Raw genomic sequence first — 19,267 nt, forward strand, 5'->3', positions numbered from 1 at the left:
AGTAATTTCACGCACCGTAATTTTTAGAAAAAATAATAAATAAAAGAATTAACAGAAACACGCCACTAAATATCTGATTATTTTTTATTTACAGTTAAATGTTTCTGTGATAATATGAAAAAAATCAAATGCAGTGAAGAGAAGAGTAAATAAAATGAATTTTTCACAGAGAGCTCCATTTAGCTGAAAAGGAGTAAAAATTCTTTATTGAACCAAACCTCTGAGCAGCACATCGGAACCTTTTATTAGGGGGTGGTGTGACGGGAGCTCCCGTTATAGAGCTATGGTATAAGCATGATTTACAATGCAGTACCTGATAAGGTTAATATGGCGACATATTAACAAACTAGGGTGGCACCGCGATGATAAATCTCGTCCCTAAGACAAAAAGTCTTGGGGGTGGGATTTTTTTATTGTTTCAATACAATTTGGAAAGCGGGGGCCTAAAATGAAAAACTTACTTAAAGATTGGAAATATCCTTTATTATTACTGTCCGGAGTTGGTATTGCGAATTTAGGGGCATGGATTTATTTAATAGCACTGAATGTACTTGTCTATCATATGGGAGGCTCAGCCTTAGCTGTTGCTACTTTATATGTAATTAAACCATTAGCCGCTTTATTTACAAACGCATGGTCAGGAAGTATGATTGATCGTTTAAATAAACGGAAGTTAATGATTCACCTCGATATATATCGTGCGGTATTTATCGCTATTTTACCTTTACTTCCATCACTTTGGATTGTTTATGTATTCGTATTCTTTATCAGTATGGCCAGTGCAATTTATGAGCCTACTGCGATGACATATATGACGAAATTAATACCAGTAGAGAAAAGACAACGTTTCAACTCATTACGTAGTTTAATAGGATCTGGTGCATCTTTAATTGGCCCAGCAATAGCGGGAGTATTGTTAATAGCAAGTACACCGGAGTTTGCTATATATATAAATGCTATAGCATTTCTCTTATCAGGAGTAATTACATTGCTGTTACCTAATCTTGATAAAAAATCCGATATTACTACGTCAAATGATAAGTTATCTTTAGCTGTACTAAAAAAAGATTGGAACATCGTTTTAAATTTCAGTAAAAAATCTTTATATATCGTTTTTGTGTATTTCTTATTTCAAGGGATGATGGTTTTAGTTGCCGCAACTGATTCACTTGAATTGTCATTTGCGAAAGAAGTTTTATTGTTAACAGATAGTGAATATGGCTTTTTAGTTAGTATTGCTGGAGCCGGGTTTATTTTAGGAGCTATAACAAATACAATTTTATCCCAAAAAATAGCGCCTTCATTTTTAATTGGAATAGGATCATTATTCATAGCAATCGGTTATTTAATTTATGCTTTTTCAAATGAATTTTTAATAGCTGCTATTGGATTCTTTATTTTATCTTTCTCTATGGCGTATGCAAACACAGGATTTTATACCTTTTATCAAAATAATGTCCCTGTCCATATCATGGGACGGATTGGGAGTATATATGGGCTTGTGATTGCGGGCATCACCATTTTAATTACGATTTTGTTCGGAGTTGCAACTCAATTTATTTCTATACAACTTGTGGTTATTGTAGGCTCATTGGTAATGCTGCTTATAACTATCATATTGTGTGTATTTACTTTATTGCCCTCACATTCTAAAGTGCATTCCTCTGAGTCAATCAATTCAAAATAGTAATCTTGGTTTTGATTTACGGTATTCAATAGGAGGGTTTACCCTCCTATATATGGAAATATAAGAAGGGTGAACAATATTGATAAACGAAGGTGGTTTTTGTAATGAAAACAAAAGATCAAATAGACAGTATTGTAAAAGAAATGCATCAGCATATAGATTTCTCTGGGGTAATTTTAGTAAAAGAAGAAAAAGGCTTAGTCTATGAAGAGGCGTTTGGTTACGCAAATCGCAATGAATGTATAAATAATACGCTACAAACAAGGTTCGGAATTGCCTCCGGTTGTAAAATATTCACTGCTATCGGTATCTGTCAACTTGTTGAGAAGGGGATAATTACTTTTCAAACAAAGTTAAAAGATTGTTTACGCATAAACTGTCCAAACTTCAATGAAGATATTACAATACATCACCTTCTGACGCATAGTTCGGGTATTCCAGATTATTTTGATGAAAGTATTATGGATAACTTCGAAGATCTTTGGGAACAAACTCCTATGTATCTATTAAAAAATTTAAAAGACTTCTTACCATTATTCCAAAGCAGAAATATGATGTTTGCACCTGGAAGTAAGTTTCACTATAATAATGCAGGTTTTATCATACTGGGATTAATAATCGAAGAACAGACAGGATTTGAATTTACGGAATATATAGAAAAAAACATATTCAATCCAATTGGTATGAATGATTCTGGCTATTTTTCTTTAGATAGTTTACCAAGACACACAGCTTTAGGATATATAAAAGACGAAATTAACCAAAATTGGAGAACAAACGCCTACTCTATACCAATAAAAGGTGGTTCTGATGGTGGTGCTTTTATTACTACGCCAGACATGCTGAAATTCTGGGAAGCGTTATTTAACTATGAAATCATAAGCCGAGAATATACAAACATGCTTTTAACTCCTCATATGCAAGTAAATAATAATCAGTCTTACGGCTATGGAATATGGATTGAAACAAGAGAAAACAAGATATTCAAATATCATGTAATGGGATATGATCCAGGAGTCAGTTTTCGCTCAGCCGTATATCCAGGCTTAGGTATTACAGTAGTTATTCCGTCAAATAAAGGAGCGGGTCCTGAAAAGATAATGAAAGAATTAGAAAACTCTTTTTCATAAGGTTAAAAGAGTTTATGAACGCATTAATAAATGCAAAAAAGACGTACTATTTATTTGTACGTCTTTTTTGCATAAACAATGCTTAAAACTGATGGGAAATCACATTCTATATTTTATAATTTTTATTAGCTAGTATATTTAAAGTATGGAATGAAAAGAAGCGAATATAATTTTCAAATGTAAACAAGTAAATAGGAGGACTCTAAATGGATATTCTATTTGTTATTCTACTTGTTGTTTTTATAATGATATTAATGCAAGGTAAAGAATATAAAGTGAATATTAATCGTATTTGGTTCATTCCGACTTTGCTGTGCTTTGCGACAATCCAGTCTATTATTCATATGGGACAATTAACCATATTGAAAGTATTACTATTCGTTGTAATGCTGGGGATTGGATTGGGTCTTGGAATGATTAGGGGAAAAGTTTTAACATTTCGATTAGATAGTGAAACAGGTCATGTATTACGAAAAGGAAATTGGTTAAGTACAACTATTCTACTTGCCATTCTAGGTACGAAGGTTTTGATTAAACAAAGTATGTTTTCTAGCAGTACTCACTATACATTAATGGTTGTAACAAATACCTTTTTATGTATCACATTAGGTACTGTAATTAGTAAACGATATTATATTTGGAAAAAATATAATGAATTAATACAAAAAACATGAAAGTATTCATCCATTGTTTAACAGCGCCGTGAACGGTAATACTAAATAACATTGAACTTTTACAACAAGGGATGATAATATGATATTCATTTATACAGATTTTGGCGGAACACATTCAACTTCACTTGCTGCAGCTTATCATTTAAATAAATTACCAACGGATCGTAAGTTAACGAAAGAAGAAATTTTGAATGTAGATTACTTTAATAAATTGAAAACAGAGGATATGGGCAAAATCATTTTTCATGGAATAGACGAAAATGGTAATCCGGTTTATACAATTGGATGTGGTGCATCAAAAGTCGTTGTACCTGCGATGAAACATTTAGGAGAGATTTTGCAAAAACATTATCAAAGTCATGAAAAGATTATTTTTTCTAATACATCACCAACAGTGCCTTTACCAATGACTTTCGGTGGTCTGTTTTCTAGAAGATTTCACATCGACTTCATCGGCGTACCGTTACTCGTATGGGGAGCGAAACTTTGCTGTGATAACGTACAAAGACTTGTTAGTTATACGAAAGAAGCTGGTCGATTGACAAATGATTATGTTGTAATTTTAGATAATGAAACCTTTAAATAATGTATAAAAAGAAGAAAATCGGGCAAATACTTCGGTTTTCTTCTTTTTTTCGTGAAAATGACAAAAAATATTCACATTTAATATCCATCTACTATAGCCAAAACAATAAAGTCCTGTTACTATTACAGGGATATTCTCTTTTCGTAACATAAATATATAGAAAAGTCAGAAAAGAGGAATTGAATTAAGGGAGGAACAACATGAAGCGTGTTGCTTGGATTACTGATAGTACAACTGCGAGTTTTACAACAGAAGGAGATAACTTTGTTATCCCAATTGAAGTTATTATTGATGGTGTGTCGTACAAAGATTGTGAAGAAGGTGTGCGTAAGCGCGTCTATAATGCGTTAAACGAAGGTAAAACTGTCACTACATCACAACCTAACATAGGGGAAATGGTAGAGTTATTTTCGAAATGCAAAGAAGAATATGAAGAGGGATTTGCAGTTGCTATTAGCGGAAAAGTAAGTGGAACTTATCAAAACATGAAGTTAGCTGCAGACATGGCAGGTTTCCCATTAACGGTATTGGATAGTGAAACAACAAGTTATCCAATGGATGAACTAATTAGAAAAGCGAAATCGTTATACAATGATGGTATGACGTTACAAGATATACACAAAACATTAGTAGATGAAAAAAGAAGACCTTTCCACGTATTCCCGAAAAGTTTAAAAGGCCTTTACGCAAGTGGACGTGTAAAGGGAGTTCAATTTTTACTTGGAAGTTTATTAAGTGTCAACTTAATATTAGAAGTAAAAGGTGGAGAGCTTTTACTTGAAAAGAAAGTTCGCAAAATCCAAAAATGTCGAGAATACATTAAAAATGAACTCGAAAAAGAATTACCAAAAGTACTTCATATGTTCCATGCTAACGATAAAGATGGAGCTGAGGAATGGATTTCAGATATTAGAAAAGCATTCCCTGAAATGGACTTTAAACTATATCCATTACCAATTTCATTTGCGGTTCATGCAGGTGAAGGTACAATAGCAATTAGTTATTAAGAGGAAAACCCGTGAATAATTCACGGGTTTTTTATTTAATTGAATTGAAATTGGAGGCATATCATGTCGCCATCAAACAAAAAGGCTCATTTTATCGTTTTAAGGAGCAACCAATCCCTCAACTTGATTTGAAATTAAAAATATAAGCCTTTGCCTACTGGCTGAACAGTTTCTAGAACAGTATCGACCATTTCTTCATTGATTAGGGTTCTTATAATCCAGGCTGAGAGATCTTGAGCAGCAAAACAGCCTGCAGCAGTCGAGATATTTCCTTCGTTTACGAAACTTTGTTCAATAACGTCTACATCAAATTCTTTAAGCTGTTCTACTACGGACGGATATGTAGTGGCTTTCTTACCTGTTAGTAATTTTTTAGCTCCTAGTATTAATGAACCCGAACACATAGATCCTATTAGTTGTCTTTGAGGATCTACATGAATGCTATTCAGATACTCTTGATTTTTATATAAATTTTGTACACCTTTACCACTTGCGAATATTACAGCGTCAGCAGACGGAATATCAGATATGCTTCCTGTCATGGGAATACGTAAGCCAGACATGGATATATGAGTTTTTCCCGTTCCTAATAGTTGAACATCCCAATCAGAAATACCGCCAACTAAACGTACACGATTTAATAAATCCCATGGTAGAAAAACATCTATATCAGTAAAGTTATCAAAACAGACTATTGCAATTTTCATTTTCTAATCCCTCATTCCGTATGTATGTCCCCTAATTTAGAATATAAACTGCTCCTTTTTATGTTCTATATTAAGTTATAAATTCCTGTATATTCTATGCGATGGAAATTTAATTAAATAAAAGGATTATACACCTATAAAATATGTGGCATTCAAATATCCCATACATAACGTAAATAATGTTGTTTCGAAAGTTTAAAGGGTTTTTAAATATAAAAATAGAAATCTATATAAAAAAATATATAAATGGTAGTGATGCTATGAAAATAGGTAAATTTGGAGAATTAAATAACATAAGTATTGATACAATTAGACATTATATGGACCTGGGTCTCATTATTCCTGAAAAAAGGGGAGGGCATTATTTTTTTGATGAGTATTGTCAAATAGATTTAGAACTTATATTACATTACAAAGATCTAGGATTTAGCTTGAATGAAATTAAAGAACTATTTTTTTATAAAAATTTAGCGAAATCTATGAATTACGAAAATGATACTTTTTACCAATCTTTATTTAAATTGAAATATGACAAGATGGAACAGGAAATAGAGCTTTTGGGGAAGAGGCGGGATAAATTAAAGGAAGTGTTACAAGATTTATTATTAACAAATGAAACTTCAAATTCAATTATAGGGATAGATTTAAGCGTACTTCATTTACTTACATGTTCTAAGTGTAGCAAAAAACTAATTCTTCAAGATGGAATTATTACTAACAATCAAATTACTGAGGGGAAGCTAATTTGTAATTGTGGTGAAGAATATATTATTACTTCAGGAATTATAACTGCGGGTAAATCATTTAAAGCAAATGAGCGAACGTCACTTGAAGATACTATTTCGGATTATATTCATGAAACTGATAATGCGTATTTGGAAAATATGCATAGAGAAGGACAATGGGCGAAAAAGAAACTAATACATTTAGATTTAAATAATAAATTAATACTGGATATAGGATCGGGACTTGGGTTCTTTTTGAGAAACATTTATGAAGAACTACCAAAAGATTGCCTATACATTGCAGTGGATCGAGATTTAAATAAACTTTTATTTTTAAAAGATGTATTAGCGAGAAAAAATCCGAAAAGAAACATTCTCTTTATCTGTGCTGATTTTTTGAATATCCCTATTCAGAATCGGTCTGTTGATATTGTAATTGATCATTCTGGTACGAGCAATTATAGTTTTGAGCATGAGGATTTTTTACTTCACGAATTAAATCCACTTTTTAAAACGGATTGTTATTTATTAAGTTTATTTATTTTATTTAAAAATTTCAGCTCAAATAGCCAAATTACAAATAACTTTCGAGCAAATTTTACACTTTCAAAAGTAACGAAAGAAATCCAAGATTTACAGTTTCAATCCATAGATGAAAGTACTTCAAACTATTTGAAACGAGGTGGAAAATACGAGGATTTCTTTGTTCAAGGAGAAGAAATTTATACATATTCATTTTTCGGAAAAAGATAAGGGCAATCCCATCAAAAAAAGTCCGGTTTTATAACTGGACTTTTTTTGACGATTTATATTTATACTCTTTGCGATTAAAAGACAAAGAGTATGTTAATCTACATGTTTAGCACTCACATGACACTCTCTTGTCGATGTATGTCTAGTAAGAGAAAAGATAGCCAAACCTAAAGACAATAGAACTAGAGATCCACCAACCCAGGCCATATGAGCGACATTATGTACTTGTTTTAAGGCTATACCTCCAACTGCAGAGCCGAGCGAAATTCCTATTTGTAGAGCTGAATTATTAAAACTTTGCTGTATATCTGACGTTTCTGGAGCAGTTTGAATTAAATAAGTTTGTAGAGGTGGTGCAAGTCCCCAACTCAATGCAGCCCAAACTATCATAACGGGAATAAATAGGCTAATAGAAACTGTCGTGAATGGTAATATAAATAAGATTAGAGCAAATAAAGTAATAACTATCACTATACTTTTTGGAGCGCCTATTTTATCTGATAATCCACCGCCGAATGCTCCGCCACTTACTGCAGCTATACCAAACATTAAATAAAATATGCTAATCCAATAAGGGCTTAGTTGAAACTTTTCTTCTAAAAAAGGAGTAAAATAAGCATATAAAGTATAGTGTCCTGCTAACATAAACATGGTAGCTAGATGAGCAGCACCTAGTTTTGGACTACACACGGCTTTTAATTGGATAGATAAAGGAGTTCGGTTTTCCTCTCCAGGTATTTTCTCTAAAAATAATGAAATTAAGATAATAGATCCCAATGATAAAATAGCTATACATAAAAAAATAACTCTCCAGCCAAATGTGTTCGAAATTAATATGCCTAGTGGAACTCCTAAAACAAGTGAAGAGCTAATACCCATATAAATTAATCCTAATGCTTTTGCTTGGTAAGAGGGATTAACAATCTTAGCTGCAATTGTAAGGGAAAGTACGACAACTAAAGCAGTACTCATAGCAGTTAATATTCGTGCTATCATCATAAAAGTAAAGTTCGGACTAAAATAAGTAAGTATATTTCCAATTAGAAAAGTGTAAAGTGAAATAATATACAATTTTTTTCGTTCCACTTTACTTGTGAAAATCAATAATACAGGACCTGCTATAGCATAAGTAAAGGCGAAAATTGTAATTAATTGACCAGCGGAACTTAATGAAACATTAAAATCTTTAGCGATGTCTGGCAATATTCCTCCAACAATAAGCTCTACAAGCCCTACTGCTATTGTTGCTAAAGCTAATATAAATACTTTGAAATTCATTTTTTGTATTCCCTTCTCATCATTATTTACCTTAGAATAAAAAAACTCCTGACCACAAACGCTAAAAGACGCGTTTTGTAGTCAGGAGTTATTGGTTCCTGGTAGAGACCCCCAAGCCATATTCTTGGAGTTATACATGATTCTCATATGTAATTAATCAATGTAATAGAAGATACCATATTACTTTTTACATTTCAATAAAAAAATTTGCATTTGTATACGTGTACCCATATGAAAGAGATAAAATGGGCTTTCTGAAACTCTAATAATTTTACCTTTCGATGGAAGTGCGATCTAAATAATTCAACTATTGCTAACTTTCACTAATGAAGATTATATAAATAACAAACGTAAGTATTAAACGGCTATATAAAGTAAAAAAGCGACATCCTTTCTGTAGAATTAATTATAGAAAAGGGTGGCGTTTTTTATATGTATATTTTTGTATCTAATCAATTACAACTATTTGCTTAAGCAATTCTAAGCTATTTATCTTCAAATCATTGACGGTAGATGAGATTAGTTTAATGGGCATGGGGTTAACCCCATCTTTTTTTATTTCTTTGTATTAATTTTTAAACACAATGTATTGATATTGGGTTAACCCAATAACTTACACTTAATGTAATACAAAGAAAAGTGGGGGGAATTGTTATGGGAAGTTTACGATTACATATAGAAAATAAAAAAAGAAACCAAGAACTAAGAAATATTTGTTTATATTCAATTGCAAAAACAGTATCAATATTCGGTAGCTCTATGTATAGTTTCGCGCTAGGATTATATGTTTTACAAATAACTGGATCTGCGTTAAATTTCGCGATTACGCTCATATTAGGAACGATTCCAATAATTGTTTTGAATCCCTTTGCTGGTGTAATTGCTGATAAGGTTGATAAAAAGAAACTAGTTATTTGTATGGATTTACTAAGTGGATGCTTATTAATAGCTGTTTATATATTAAGCAGCTATTATGGATTAAACTTATTCATCATTTATACTACAACCTTTCTTATGACAGTGTTTACAACCTTTTTTGGAATAGGATTAGAGGCTGCAAAACCAAATATCGTCTCTAAAGAGAGGCTTATGAGTATTAATTCTATAAGTAAAATTATCGATTCTGTATCTTTAATTCTCGGCCCTATGTTAGGTGGCATCGTTTTTTCAGTATTTAATATTAAGACCTTTATAATTATAAACGGTATTTCTTTTATTCTTTCAGGGATAGCATTACTATTTATTCATTTTAGACTGTTCGAGTACAACATAAATGAGGGAAATTCAAAAAGAGGAGTTAATTTTATTAAAGATATAAAAGAGGGGTTTTCTTACTTACTTGAAAAGGAAAGCTTAAAGAATACGTTTCATATTTTAATTTCGTTTAATTTCTTCTTAGGCTTTGCTGTAACTGTTCCATTGCCATACATTATTAACACAGTACTCAATCTTGGTTCTAAGCAATTTGGTATCATTCAAGGGACTTTTCCAGTAGGGATGATAATTGGTGCAATTGTAGTAAAAAAGATAACTGATCGTTTTTCTTACTCTTATCTTTTGAAAAAACTAAGTTCTATGTTGTCAGTTTTTATGATTATTTTAGGAATTCCAGTTTTATTCAAAAGTTTTGAAGTGAATGATTTAGTATTCGTTATTACGTATTGTGTTGTTATGATCTTTTTAGGATTTATTATAGCGTTAATTGATATTCCTTTAATTTATTTCATGCAAAATGAGATTCCCGATGAATACAGGGGAAGGGTTCTCAGCATTGGATTAAGTATAGGTAAAATGATGCTCCCTATAGCAATGGCACTATCCGGTCTATTATTAAATTATATCCCAGCGTACACCATTCCAATTGTAGGGGGATTCTTATATTTCATAGTAATTAAAGTTTCATCAAATCGTTTCATATTAGAGGTTCATTCGAAAGATTATAGTGCTTAGTAGATTCTTAGATTATTTATAGAATGGATACTGCTACCTCTTTCAAGCTAAGAAAAGCAAATACTATAAAACGAAATTTATAGTTTGTTAATTCTTATAGGCCTATTCTTTGTATTTGTTTTTGACTATATTCCGCAATCTGATGATTACTTACAGAATAAGTACGGTGAACAATTTACAGTGTATAAACAGAAAACAAAAAAACTAATACCGTTTATTTGGTAAATCAGTTTCATAAATTATAAAAAGCGCAGGATCATCATCCTGCGCTTTTCTATCGTAATTCAGCTGTTTTTCTAATAACAATCTTATCAATATCATCTTCTTCATCACCATTAAATAACCCGCGTTCTTTTAAATACGCCTCAAAATATAAATCTGCTTCTGCACGTTCATCATACGGTTTTACAGATAGAACGAAACCTAATTTGTTTTGTTCCTCTAAATGAGAAGTGGAGATGTAGGCCGGTACATTGTGGCGTAAAAAGAGTTCTTTAACCGGAATAATCATATCTTTCATTAATTTCGTTAACATACCCATTTCAAACTCGAAATTAAAGCGATCTATGCTACATAAATCAGCGAATACTACACCGATAAAACCTGTATTAAATACTTCTTGATATTCTACTTCTTCATCATTACTGTAAAAATTCTTTTCGATTAAATAATTTACAAAATAAGCAACGCCGTCACTTTGTTCAAATGGTTTCGTTGAAAGAACGAAGCCGATTTTCTTTTGTTTATGTAAATACACACATGACATGTATGCTGAAATATTATGTTCTTTAAATAAAGAACTTGTTGCCCCAGAGAGGCCATCAAGTACGTGATGAACAATTTGAAGTTTTTTACGAGCGAAATAATAGGATTTCTTTTGTAACTCCAATGTATCAATAAAGACAGAGCCGATAAAGCCTGTATTTGAAATGATAGGTGTTTGCTTTTTTCTTCCTCTGCGCTTTGCTTGAGCCATTGTAAAAATCATCCCTTCATGTACAATTAAAATAAAAAGAACGTTTGTTCGTATATTTTTATTTTACTATTAAAACGCTATAAAGTAAAGGGTTTTTGACGAAAAAAACAACAAAAAGACACCTGTAAAAGGTGCCTTAAACGCTGTAGGGAAGAGGGTTCATCCCAACTATTTATATTATGATACAGAAACGATCTCTTCTGCATCTTCTACATCTAAATGACAGTCCATAGTACGAACATCTTGATCTTCATGACTTCCGAAATAAATAGTAATTTTCATATGTATCGCTCCTTTATTCTAGGAATACCTAAAATAATTACTAGTAATGTTACTATTTATTATATACCACTTTTTTCATTCCGACAACGTTATATCATTTTTAATTCTTTTAGGGCAAAAAGAGTAATGTATAGAGATATTTTTATAGAAATAGATACATTTCTTATGTGTTATATTTAATACTGAAGAATTCGAAAACGAATTTTTATGAAAGGAGCAAAATGAATGAATTATAAACAGTTACTAATAGATAACTTCACATATAAAACCTCATATATTGCGCGGCAGTTACATGGAATGAATGTAAAAGAAACGAAGGATTACATTGCTGTCGACTGTGGTTTACCGGCAGATACATTTAATATCATTACTATACTAAACAATAATTTAACGGAAGGTATTGAGAAACTATATAAAGTGGTAAACAACTATAATCAAAAGAAATTTCCAATGAGTGTTTGGTTTTGGAATGATAGGCATGAGCAGACTATAAAAAGCGAATTAATAAGGCTTGGCTTAAAAGAAACAGAACAAAATATCGCGATGATAGCAGACTTAAAAACAATTCATCCAACAATAAACATGCCAGAAGGTTTTACGATACAAAAAGCATCTTCGTCAGGACAAATTAAAAATTTTGGGGAAACGTTAGCTAATCTATTTGGTACTTCAGAGGAAGGTACACATGTACAAGCATTCTACAATGAAACTGCTTCTTTCGATTTATGGAATAGTGAGAATATGAAACTATATTTAGGGATTTTTAAAAATGAAGTCGTATCTGTTGGTTCATTAGTATGTACAAAAGATAGTATTGGTATTTATGATATAGCAACAAAAGAAGAAATGAGAGGGCAAGGATTTGGCTCTACTATGTTTCATACTTGCTACAAGAAGCAAAGGAATTAAATGTTTCTCAATGCGTATTACAAGCTTCACCTGATGGAATTAATATTTATAAAAAGGCTGGTTTTCAATCTGTTGGACAAATGACTGTATTTGAAAATAGACGTTTAATTGAATAAATTATTCAATCTAAATTGCCTTCATTTAGGAGTTAATACATCATTATGAAAAAAATATATATCGTTACAATCATTTTCACCTTTATAGTAATAGTCACTTTTGCTTTTCATAAAGTAAATGAACTTAAGTACACAAAAGCTATTAATCAATCAAATCATATAAAAAACATTGCACATAGAGGAGCTTCTGCGTATGCGCCGGAACATACAATACAAGCTTATAAACTAGGACAACAATTAAAAGGAGATTATATAGAAATTGATCTTCAAATGACAAAAGATGGACATTTAGTAGCTATGCATGATGAAACAGTAAACCGCACTACAAATGGTAAGGGGCTAGTTAAGGAACATACATTAGAAGAAATAAAGCAACTAAATGTAGGTTCTTTTTTCAATGAAAAGCATCCAGCTTTAGCAAAGAAAGAATTTGAGGATGCTACAGTTCCAACACTAGAGGAAATTATTGAAACGTTCAGGAATAGTACTAATTATTACATTGAAACAAAATCGCCAGATGAATATCCCGGTATGGAAGAAAAGTTATTAGAAATTATAAAGCACTACGAAATAAGTGATAAAGTTATTATTCAATCATTTAGTAAAGTAAGTTTGCAAAAAATTCATAGTTTAGATGTTCATATACCTCTAGTACAATTACTACCTTACAAAAAGGCAGTTCAATTAACTGAATTAGAGATAAAAAGTATAAAACATACTGTATCGGTATTGGGATGAACTATAAATATATTGATTCAGCTTATGTAAAGAGAACAAAGAAACACGGATTAGAAGTTCATCCATTTACTGTAGATAATGAAAAAGTTACTTCTATGGGGAGTTGACGGGATGTTTACGAATTACCCGGATCGTTTACATTCGTTATTACAATCTTGAATTATAATGGTGTAATTATCACTGAATCAATACAACAAGTACCCACAAGTATACAAAGATAGTTTGTGGTCCAAATGGTAACATCATTGAATACATAGAGCCGATATTGAAATGAAATCCGAAAAAGAATCCAATATTTTTATTGGATTCTTTTTATTTAGCTCCAAGAGACGAACTTAAAGCAATATGAATTTGAATTTGTTAATAAAATATTACATTGAGTATGATTTTTTGTAATTACCATTAGAAAGTAACGAAATTGTAATGAATTTTAACTACGCTTTTTATATTTTTTTGATACACTGACTACGAGAGGAATACCGATTAATGTAGGTAAAAACCAAAACCATATAGGCGGTAATAAATTAATTATGGGAATATGAATACCGACGTTTACTAAAAGTGCGGTAACGGCACCAATATAAGAACCTAACATACCTCTAATATGGTGATGGAGCCAATTTTTCCAACGTTTTTTTCGTGCGAGGTATCCATGTATCGCAAATGAATAAGAGAAAATTGCTACATAAAATAAATATGCGATTTTATCCCAGCTTATAATGGATAATATAATTGCAGTAAGGGTGATGACAACATAGGATGCATGATATATTTCACCCCATTCCGTATGTTTTCCTTTCTTCTTTTGAGCAACCATCGCTACAATACCGGTGATTAAGCATATTGTTCCAAATAATATGTGGATGGTTAAAAGAATGTGAAAAATGCTCATAATAATTCCTCCTTTTTTATTTTTATAGTATTGCAGTATAAGAGGAAAGTTGAAACGCATTGTTTATTCACCTTAATATTTTGAAATAAATGTACTCCTAGCAAAAATATAAACAGACAAATTTTTCTTGAACTTAGCGGAGACACGTATTACGTGAAAAGAAGGAGAGACTTCCATGTTTACATCTATTACATATTTACAATCTGGGAATGAGAAGCAACAAAAAGTGTATGATGTTTTGAATAAACTTAACATTATGGAGGATTTACTTTTGTATAGTCCGGTTCTTTGCGGGACAATTCCTATTAGAATTGATACTCTTCAATCTGACTTAGATATAGTAATGGAAGTACATAACTTTGATGTTTTTGAACAGGAAATGAGATCTTTATACGGTTCTTATAAAGGATTCAAAATAAAAAAGAAAAAAAATAAAACTACAGAATCGATAAAGGTAAATTTTGAATTTGAAGGTTTTAAATTTGAATTATTTGCTCAGCCTAAGCCAGTACGTAACCAAAATGCATATAGACATATGATAGTAGAGCACATGCTATTAATACAGCATCCCCATATAAGGGAAGAAATTCTTCGCTTAAAAGAGAACGGTTTAAAAACAGAACCTGCTTTTGCTCAAGTATTAAATATTGACGGAGATCCTTATGACGAACTTATTTTATTGGGACAGGAAATGAGATTGTGGTAAATACGATACACAAAAACTCCTCTATAGTTAAAAGAGGAGTTTTTGTTATGCCATGAGCTTACGGATTAATTCACTCAACAATTTAATTCCGCTAGTCATTTGCTCTGGAGAAACATATCCATATGATAAACGAATGTACCGATCTGATTCTTCTTCATATATACGTCCTGGGTTTAAAAGAATTCCTTTTGATAGCGCCTCTGAAAATAATTTCTTCATCGGAATGTTAGGTACAATCTTTAGCCATATAAATAATCCACCACTAGGAATATCCCACGATGCAAGATCTGCGCAGTATTTATTTAAAGCTCGTATCATGAATTGTCTTCGTTCTTTTAATTGAATTCTTACGTTTGCAACATGTTCTTCATAAAAACCTTTATTTATCCATTCAGCAGCAACTCTTTGAGATAAAGAGCTCGATCCATAGTCTGTTTGCATTTTTATATCTGACAATCTATCAATAACTGGTTCGGGTCCAATGATCCATCCAATTCTAAGTCCTGGGCTAAGTGTTTTAGAAAGACTACCAACATATAATACATGTCCATGTTTATCTATCGACTTTAAAGGAGGTGGAGGTGGTTCATCAATCCATAACTCTCGGTAAATATCATCTTCAATTATAGGTAACTGTTCCTTTTCACATATTTTTATTATTTCTTTTCTTCGTTCTTGAGACATTAATGCCCCTGTTGGGTTTTGAAAACTAGGGATAGAATATAAAATGTTTTTCTTTTGACTGTATTTAATACGTTTTAATAATTCGTTAGGTAAAATACCGTGATTATCCATACATATACCAGATAGATTTATATTTGCTGATTGAAATACATGAAGTGAATATAAGTAAGAAGGTTGTTCAAGTAAAACGGTTGATTCTCTATGCAAAAGACCAATTGATATTAATTGGAGTGCTTGTAATGCACCAGAGACGATTAATATAGAACTGGCTGAAGTATGTATTCCGAATGATTTTACGTATTTACTAATTGCTTCACGTAACGGCAAAAAACCTTTTTGTTCTTCGTATCCAAAATAATCTATTTCGTCACTTACGCTTTTCATAATGGACTGCATAGTTTCTAGCGGGAAAAGTTGAGGCGCAAGTTCACCTTTACTAAGATGGATAAGTTCTTTATTTGCTTCTGCCTCATTGATTTCTCGTACCATTAACTTGCTAGGTTTGTGAATACCAGCTTTTACATAGTCACTCCAATCAGGCGGGGGATTCGTCGCTAATAATGACCATGTATTATTTGTTACAATTGTTCCTGCTCCAATTTTCCCTTGAATCAATCCATCTGCCAAAAGTTCATCTAGCGCAGTTATTACAGTACTTCGATTTACATGAAATAATTTGGCTAACTGCCGTTGACTAGGAATCTTACTTCCAATAGGCCATTCTCCATTTTCAATTTTTTCTTTCATAAAGTTTACTATCTGCCGATACTTAGGCAGTTTTTTATTAGTTGTCATAAAAAAACTCCCTCGTTCACTTTATAAATGCCAAGTGGTTGGTTTTTACGATAAATAACTGGTTGAAGACATTGTAACAACTATTAAATATGATGAAAAGAAATAATTGGTAATTATAAAGTGGTTGGTTTGAAGGGGGAGAAAAAACATGAATTATAAAAAATGGGAATTTCGGATTATTTGTGCTCATGCTTTTACGATTTTAATATGGGGGACTGCCTTTCCAGCAATTCGTATGGGGCTCGAATCTTATACACCTGAGCACCTTACTTTACTACGTTTATTAATTGCTTCATTTATTCTTCTGTTGTTTTCTTTTATATACAAGTTACGACTGCCGGACTTAAAGGATATCCCAGCAATTTTTATATTTGGTGCTTTAGGATTTACTTTTTATCACATTGCATTAAACTACGGCGAAAAAACAGTAAATGCTGGATCTGCAAGTTTAATTGTTTCAGTCACACCTATAGTAACGGCTATTTTTGCATCTGTTTTTTTGAATGAAAAAATGAAATTAAATGGTTGGATCGGTGGTGTAATTAGTTTTATAGGAATTGCTTTCATATCATTTAGTCAAGGAGATGCTATTCAATTGAATAGTGGAGGATTATTTATTTTATTAGCAGCGATTTCAGAAAGCTTATTTTTTGTTTTCCAAACTTCTTACTTGAAAAAGTATGGCTTCTTGCCATTTACTATATATACAATTTTATCTAGCACTGTATGTATGCTTATTTTCTCGCCAGGAGTGTATACAGAAATACTAGCAGCTCCTCTTGAAGTGAATATGAGTGTTATATATTTAGGTTTATTTCCAACAGTACTCCCATATATCGCATTGGCATATATCATATCTCATTCTGGTGCTGCTGAGGCAACGAGTTCTCTATATTTAACGCCAGTAACTGCATATTTTATTGCTTGGTTATGGTTAGGTGAAGTACCGACTTTTGTTTCAATAATTGGCGGGGGAATTACTATACTTGGAGTTTTAATTACTCATATATCACTATCAAAAAAAGAAAAATATACAACTCTAGTAAATAATAAATCAATATAAACTCATTCCATAACCACTTTATTATACGTTCTTTTGTTGATAAATATAATATTTTGTATTTCAGTTAAATATTGTATGTTACATTTTATGTAGTAAGCATTTTAAAAGGAGATGACAACATAATGAATGGAAAAAGAAAAATTTTCACATGTATTTCTATTATAGGCATCGGACTAGCTAGTTTTTCTAATTCTAGTTTCGCAGCAAATGGAACGGACAATTCAGTACAAACTTCTATTCCCATAGTTAATCAACAAGTAGCTGCTGTAAAAGAAATGAAACCATTTCCCCAGCAAGTTAATTATGCAGGTGTTATAAAACCAAATCATGTTACACAGGAAAGTTTAAATACTTCTGTAAGAAGTTACTACGATAATTGGAAAAAGAAATATTTGAAAAATGATTTATCTTCTTTACCTGGTGGTTATTACGTAAAAGGAGAGATTACGGGTGATGCTGATGGGTTTAAGCCACTTGGAACTTCAGAAGGTCAAGGGTATGGGATGATAATTACAGTATTAATGGCTGGTTATGATTCGAATGCTCAAAAAATCTATGACGGTTTATTTAAAACAGCAAGAACTTTTAAAAGCTCTCAAAATCCTAATTTAATGGGATGGGTTGTCGCAGATAGTAAAAAAGCACAAGGTCATTTTGATTCTGCTACTGATGGGGATTTAGATATTGCGTATTCTCTTCTTCTTGCTCATAAGCAGTGGGGATCAAATGGAACGGTTAATTATTTGAAAGAAGCACAAGACATGATTACAAAAGGTATTAAAGCTAGTAATGTTACAAATAATAATCGACTAAATTTGGGAGATTGGGATTCTAAAAATTCACTTGATACGAGACCATCTGATTGGATGATGTCACACCTTAGAGCATTTTATGAATTTACAGGTGATAAAACTTGGCTTACTGTTATTAATAATTTGTACGATGTTTATACGCAATTTAGTAATAAGTACTCTCAAAATACAGGACTTATTTCAGATTTCGTTGTAAAAACCCCACCACAACCCGCACCTAAAGACTTCTTAGATGAGTCAGAATATACAAATGCATATTATTACAATGCTAGTCGGGTACCATTGAGAATTGTAATGGACTATGCGATGTACGGCGAGAAAAGAAGTAAAGTCATTTCTGATAAAGTCTCTTCATGGATTCAAAATAAAACGAATGGAAATCCTTCTAAAATTGTGGATGGTTATCAATTAAACGGATCCAATATTGGTAGTTATCCAACTGCTGTATTTGTTTCACCGTTTATTGCTGCAAGTACAACGAAAAGCGATAATCAAAAGTGGGTAAATAGTGGATGGGATTGGATGAAGAATAAGAAAGAAAGCTACTTTAGTGATAGTTATAATTTATTAACCATGCTATTTATTACAGGTAATTGGTGGAAACCAGTACCTGATGATAAGAAAATAGAAAACCTAATAAATGGTGAAACTCAAAAAGGATACGATAAATAACAAGGTTTTCTTTTTAGTAAAAGGAATTAGCACTATGCTAGTTCCTTTTTAATATTTCGTGAAACAATACAGCTTTACACTTAAATAAAGAAAAATTTAATAAGATCATGTTGTAGGTTGTTGTC

15 protein-coding genes, 3 pseudogenes, 1 riboswitch and 1 other annotated feature are annotated in these 19,267 nt (G+C 31.7%); of the genes and pseudogenes, 13 read left to right on the forward strand and 5 right to left on the reverse strand.

Annotated features, from left to right (window positions below):
- The first annotated feature begins 124 nt into the window (after positions 1–124).
- Positions 125–383 (forward strand) — a binding site (T-box leader).
- A 65-nt stretch (positions 384–448) separates the two neighbouring features.
- The 5 genes from GFJ36_RS14005 to GFJ36_RS14025 all read left to right on the forward strand — a co-directional run bounded on the left by GFJ36_RS14005 (position 449) and on the right by GFJ36_RS14025 (position 5,084).
- Positions 449–1,687: an MFS transporter gene (locus GFJ36_RS14005; RefSeq protein WP_087984426.1), complete on the forward strand. Its 1,239-nt coding sequence runs from the start codon at positions 449–451 to the stop codon at positions 1,685–1,687.
- Positions 1,688–1,791: 104 nt separating this feature from the next.
- The gene (locus GFJ36_RS14010) at positions 1,792–2,817 is read left to right on the forward strand and encodes a serine hydrolase domain-containing protein (RefSeq protein WP_098230295.1); all 1,026 of its coding nucleotides are present in this window, start codon (positions 1,792–1,794) and stop codon (positions 2,815–2,817) included.
- Positions 2,818–3,023: 206 nt separating this feature from the next.
- Entirely contained in the window at positions 3,024–3,491 is a 468-nt protein-coding gene (locus GFJ36_RS14015; RefSeq protein ID WP_000353195.1) for a DUF1453 family protein, read from the forward strand.
- Positions 3,492–3,570: 79 nt separating this feature from the next.
- Positions 3,571–4,077, forward strand: a complete 507-nt coding sequence (locus GFJ36_RS14020; protein ID WP_000576339.1) for a DUF3189 family protein — start codon at positions 3,571–3,573, stop codon at positions 4,075–4,077.
- 200 nt (positions 4,078–4,277) lie between these two features.
- Positions 4,278–5,084 (forward strand): DegV family protein, encoded by an 807-nt coding sequence (locus GFJ36_RS14025; protein WP_087984429.1) that lies wholly within the window; start codon positions 4,278–4,280, stop codon positions 5,082–5,084.
- 134 nt (positions 5,085–5,218) lie between these two features.
- Here the strand turns inward: GFJ36_RS14025 and GFJ36_RS14030 are convergent, their stop codons facing one another.
- Positions 5,219–5,791, reverse strand: a complete 573-nt coding sequence (locus GFJ36_RS14030) for a DJ-1/PfpI family protein (protein ID WP_087984430.1) — start codon at positions 5,789–5,791, stop codon at positions 5,219–5,221.
- Positions 5,792–6,051: 260 nt separating this feature from the next.
- Between GFJ36_RS14030 and GFJ36_RS14035 the strand changes: the two genes are divergently transcribed.
- A complete protein-coding gene (locus GFJ36_RS14035; RefSeq protein WP_087984483.1) occupies positions 6,052–7,269 on the forward strand; it encodes a methyltransferase domain-containing protein in 1,218 nt (405 codons plus the stop codon).
- Positions 7,270–7,362: 93 nt separating this feature from the next.
- Here GFJ36_RS14035 and GFJ36_RS14040 read toward each other — a convergent pair whose 3' ends face one another.
- Positions 7,363–8,547 (reverse strand): MFS transporter, encoded by a 1,185-nt coding sequence (locus tag GFJ36_RS14040; RefSeq protein ID WP_097890155.1) that lies wholly within the window; start codon positions 8,545–8,547, stop codon positions 7,363–7,365.
- A gap of 58 nt (positions 8,548–8,605) precedes the next feature.
- Positions 8,606–8,705: riboswitch (purine riboswitch) on the reverse strand.
- A gap of 496 nt (positions 8,706–9,201) precedes the next feature.
- On the opposite strand from GFJ36_RS14040, the gene GFJ36_RS14045 reads away from it, so the two are divergent.
- Together GFJ36_RS14045 and GFJ36_RS30240 are read left to right on the forward strand one after the other, a co-directional pair.
- Positions 9,202–10,497 (forward strand): MFS transporter, encoded by a 1,296-nt coding sequence (locus GFJ36_RS14045; protein WP_097890154.1) that lies wholly within the window; start codon positions 9,202–9,204, stop codon positions 10,495–10,497.
- Positions 10,498–10,566: 69 nt separating this feature from the next.
- Positions 10,567–10,722, forward strand: a pseudogene (locus GFJ36_RS30240) (methyltransferase family protein); the annotation flags it as partial.
- A 49-nt stretch (positions 10,723–10,771) separates the two neighbouring features.
- Here the strand turns inward: GFJ36_RS30240 and GFJ36_RS14050 are convergent.
- Complete coding sequence (locus tag GFJ36_RS14050; RefSeq protein ID WP_097890153.1) at positions 10,772–11,485, reverse strand: hypothetical protein; 714 nt, start codon at positions 11,483–11,485, stop codon at positions 10,772–10,774.
- Between the two features lie 495 nt (positions 11,486–11,980).
- Between GFJ36_RS14050 and GFJ36_RS14055 the strand changes: the two are divergent.
- Together GFJ36_RS14055 and GFJ36_RS14060 are read left to right on the forward strand one after the other, a co-directional pair.
- Positions 11,981–12,780, forward strand: a pseudogene (locus GFJ36_RS14055) (GNAT family N-acetyltransferase).
- 45 nt (positions 12,781–12,825) lie between these two features.
- A pseudogene (locus GFJ36_RS14060) lies at positions 12,826–13,677 on the forward strand (glycerophosphodiester phosphodiesterase).
- A 271-nt stretch (positions 13,678–13,948) separates the two neighbouring features.
- Here the strand turns inward: GFJ36_RS14060 and GFJ36_RS14065 are convergent.
- Positions 13,949–14,410: a DUF2306 domain-containing protein gene (locus GFJ36_RS14065; RefSeq protein WP_087984433.1), complete on the reverse strand. Its 462-nt coding sequence runs from the start codon at positions 14,408–14,410 to the stop codon at positions 13,949–13,951.
- 175 nt (positions 14,411–14,585) lie between these two features.
- Here GFJ36_RS14065 and GFJ36_RS14070 point away from each other — a divergent pair, with 175 nt between their 5' ends.
- A complete protein-coding gene (locus GFJ36_RS14070) occupies positions 14,586–15,116 on the forward strand; it encodes a DUF4269 domain-containing protein (RefSeq protein WP_157349658.1) in 531 nt (176 codons plus the stop codon).
- Positions 15,117–15,161: 45 nt separating this feature from the next.
- On the opposite strand, the gene pdxR is transcribed toward GFJ36_RS14070, so the two are convergent.
- A complete protein-coding gene (gene pdxR / locus GFJ36_RS14075) occupies positions 15,162–16,595 on the reverse strand; it encodes a MocR-like pyridoxine biosynthesis transcription factor PdxR (RefSeq protein WP_097890151.1) in 1,434 nt (477 codons plus the stop codon).
- 148 nt (positions 16,596–16,743) lie between these two features.
- Here pdxR and GFJ36_RS14080 point away from each other — a divergent pair, with 148 nt between their 5' ends.
- A complete protein-coding gene (locus GFJ36_RS14080) occupies positions 16,744–17,658 on the forward strand; it encodes a DMT family transporter (protein ID WP_087984436.1) in 915 nt (304 codons plus the stop codon).
- Between the two features lie 122 nt (positions 17,659–17,780).
- The gene (locus tag GFJ36_RS14085; protein ID WP_087984437.1) at positions 17,781–19,142 is read left to right on the forward strand and encodes a family 8 glycosyl hydrolase; all 1,362 of its coding nucleotides are present in this window, start codon (positions 17,781–17,783) and stop codon (positions 19,140–19,142) included.
- Positions 19,143–19,267: the final 125 nt, after the last annotated feature.

Origin of the sequence: Bacillus sp. EE-W1 (assembly GCF_009760835.1) — a bacterium.
Classification (GTDB): Bacteria; Bacillota; Bacilli; order Bacillales; family Bacillaceae_G; genus Bacillus_A; species Bacillus_A wiedmannii.

Excerpts from the sequence above, each read along its gene's own strand:
- GFJ36_RS14020 (WP_000576339.1), top strand. The coding sequence starts at position 3,571 with ATGATATTCATTTATACAGATTTTGGCGGAACACATTCAACTTCACTT.
- GFJ36_RS14085 (WP_087984437.1), top strand. The coding sequence starts at position 17,781 with ATGAATGGAAAAAGAAAAATTTTCACATGTATTTCTATTATAGGCATC.
- GFJ36_RS14025 (WP_087984429.1), top strand. The coding sequence starts at position 4,278 with ATGAAGCGTGTTGCTTGGATTACTGATAGTACAACTGCGAGTTTTACA.
- pdxR (WP_097890151.1), bottom strand. The coding sequence starts at position 16,595 with ATGACAACTAATAAAAAACTGCCTAAGTATCGGCAGATAGTAAACTTT.
- GFJ36_RS14005 (WP_087984426.1), top strand. The coding sequence starts at position 449 with ATGAAAAACTTACTTAAAGATTGGAAATATCCTTTATTATTACTGTCC.
- GFJ36_RS14070 (WP_157349658.1), top strand. The coding sequence starts at position 14,586 with ATGTTTACATCTATTACATATTTACAATCTGGGAATGAGAAGCAACAA.
- GFJ36_RS14030 (WP_087984430.1), bottom strand. The coding sequence starts at position 5,791 with ATGAAAATTGCAATAGTCTGTTTTGATAACTTTACTGATATAGATGTT.
- GFJ36_RS14035 (WP_087984483.1), top strand. The coding sequence starts at position 6,052 with ATGAAAATAGGTAAATTTGGAGAATTAAATAACATAAGTATTGATACA.
- GFJ36_RS14065 (WP_087984433.1), bottom strand. The coding sequence starts at position 14,410 with ATGAGCATTTTTCACATTCTTTTAACCATCCACATATTATTTGGAACA.
- GFJ36_RS14040 (WP_097890155.1), bottom strand. The coding sequence starts at position 8,547 with ATGAATTTCAAAGTATTTATATTAGCTTTAGCAACAATAGCAGTAGGG.
- GFJ36_RS14045 (WP_097890154.1), top strand. The coding sequence starts at position 9,202 with ATGGGAAGTTTACGATTACATATAGAAAATAAAAAAAGAAACCAAGAA.
- GFJ36_RS14050 (WP_097890153.1), bottom strand. The coding sequence starts at position 11,485 with ATGATTTTTACAATGGCTCAAGCAAAGCGCAGAGGAAGAAAAAAGCAA.
- GFJ36_RS14015 (WP_000353195.1), top strand. The coding sequence starts at position 3,024 with ATGGATATTCTATTTGTTATTCTACTTGTTGTTTTTATAATGATATTA.
- GFJ36_RS14080 (WP_087984436.1), top strand. The coding sequence starts at position 16,744 with ATGAATTATAAAAAATGGGAATTTCGGATTATTTGTGCTCATGCTTTT.
- GFJ36_RS14010 (WP_098230295.1), top strand. The coding sequence starts at position 1,792 with ATGAAAACAAAAGATCAAATAGACAGTATTGTAAAAGAAATGCATCAG.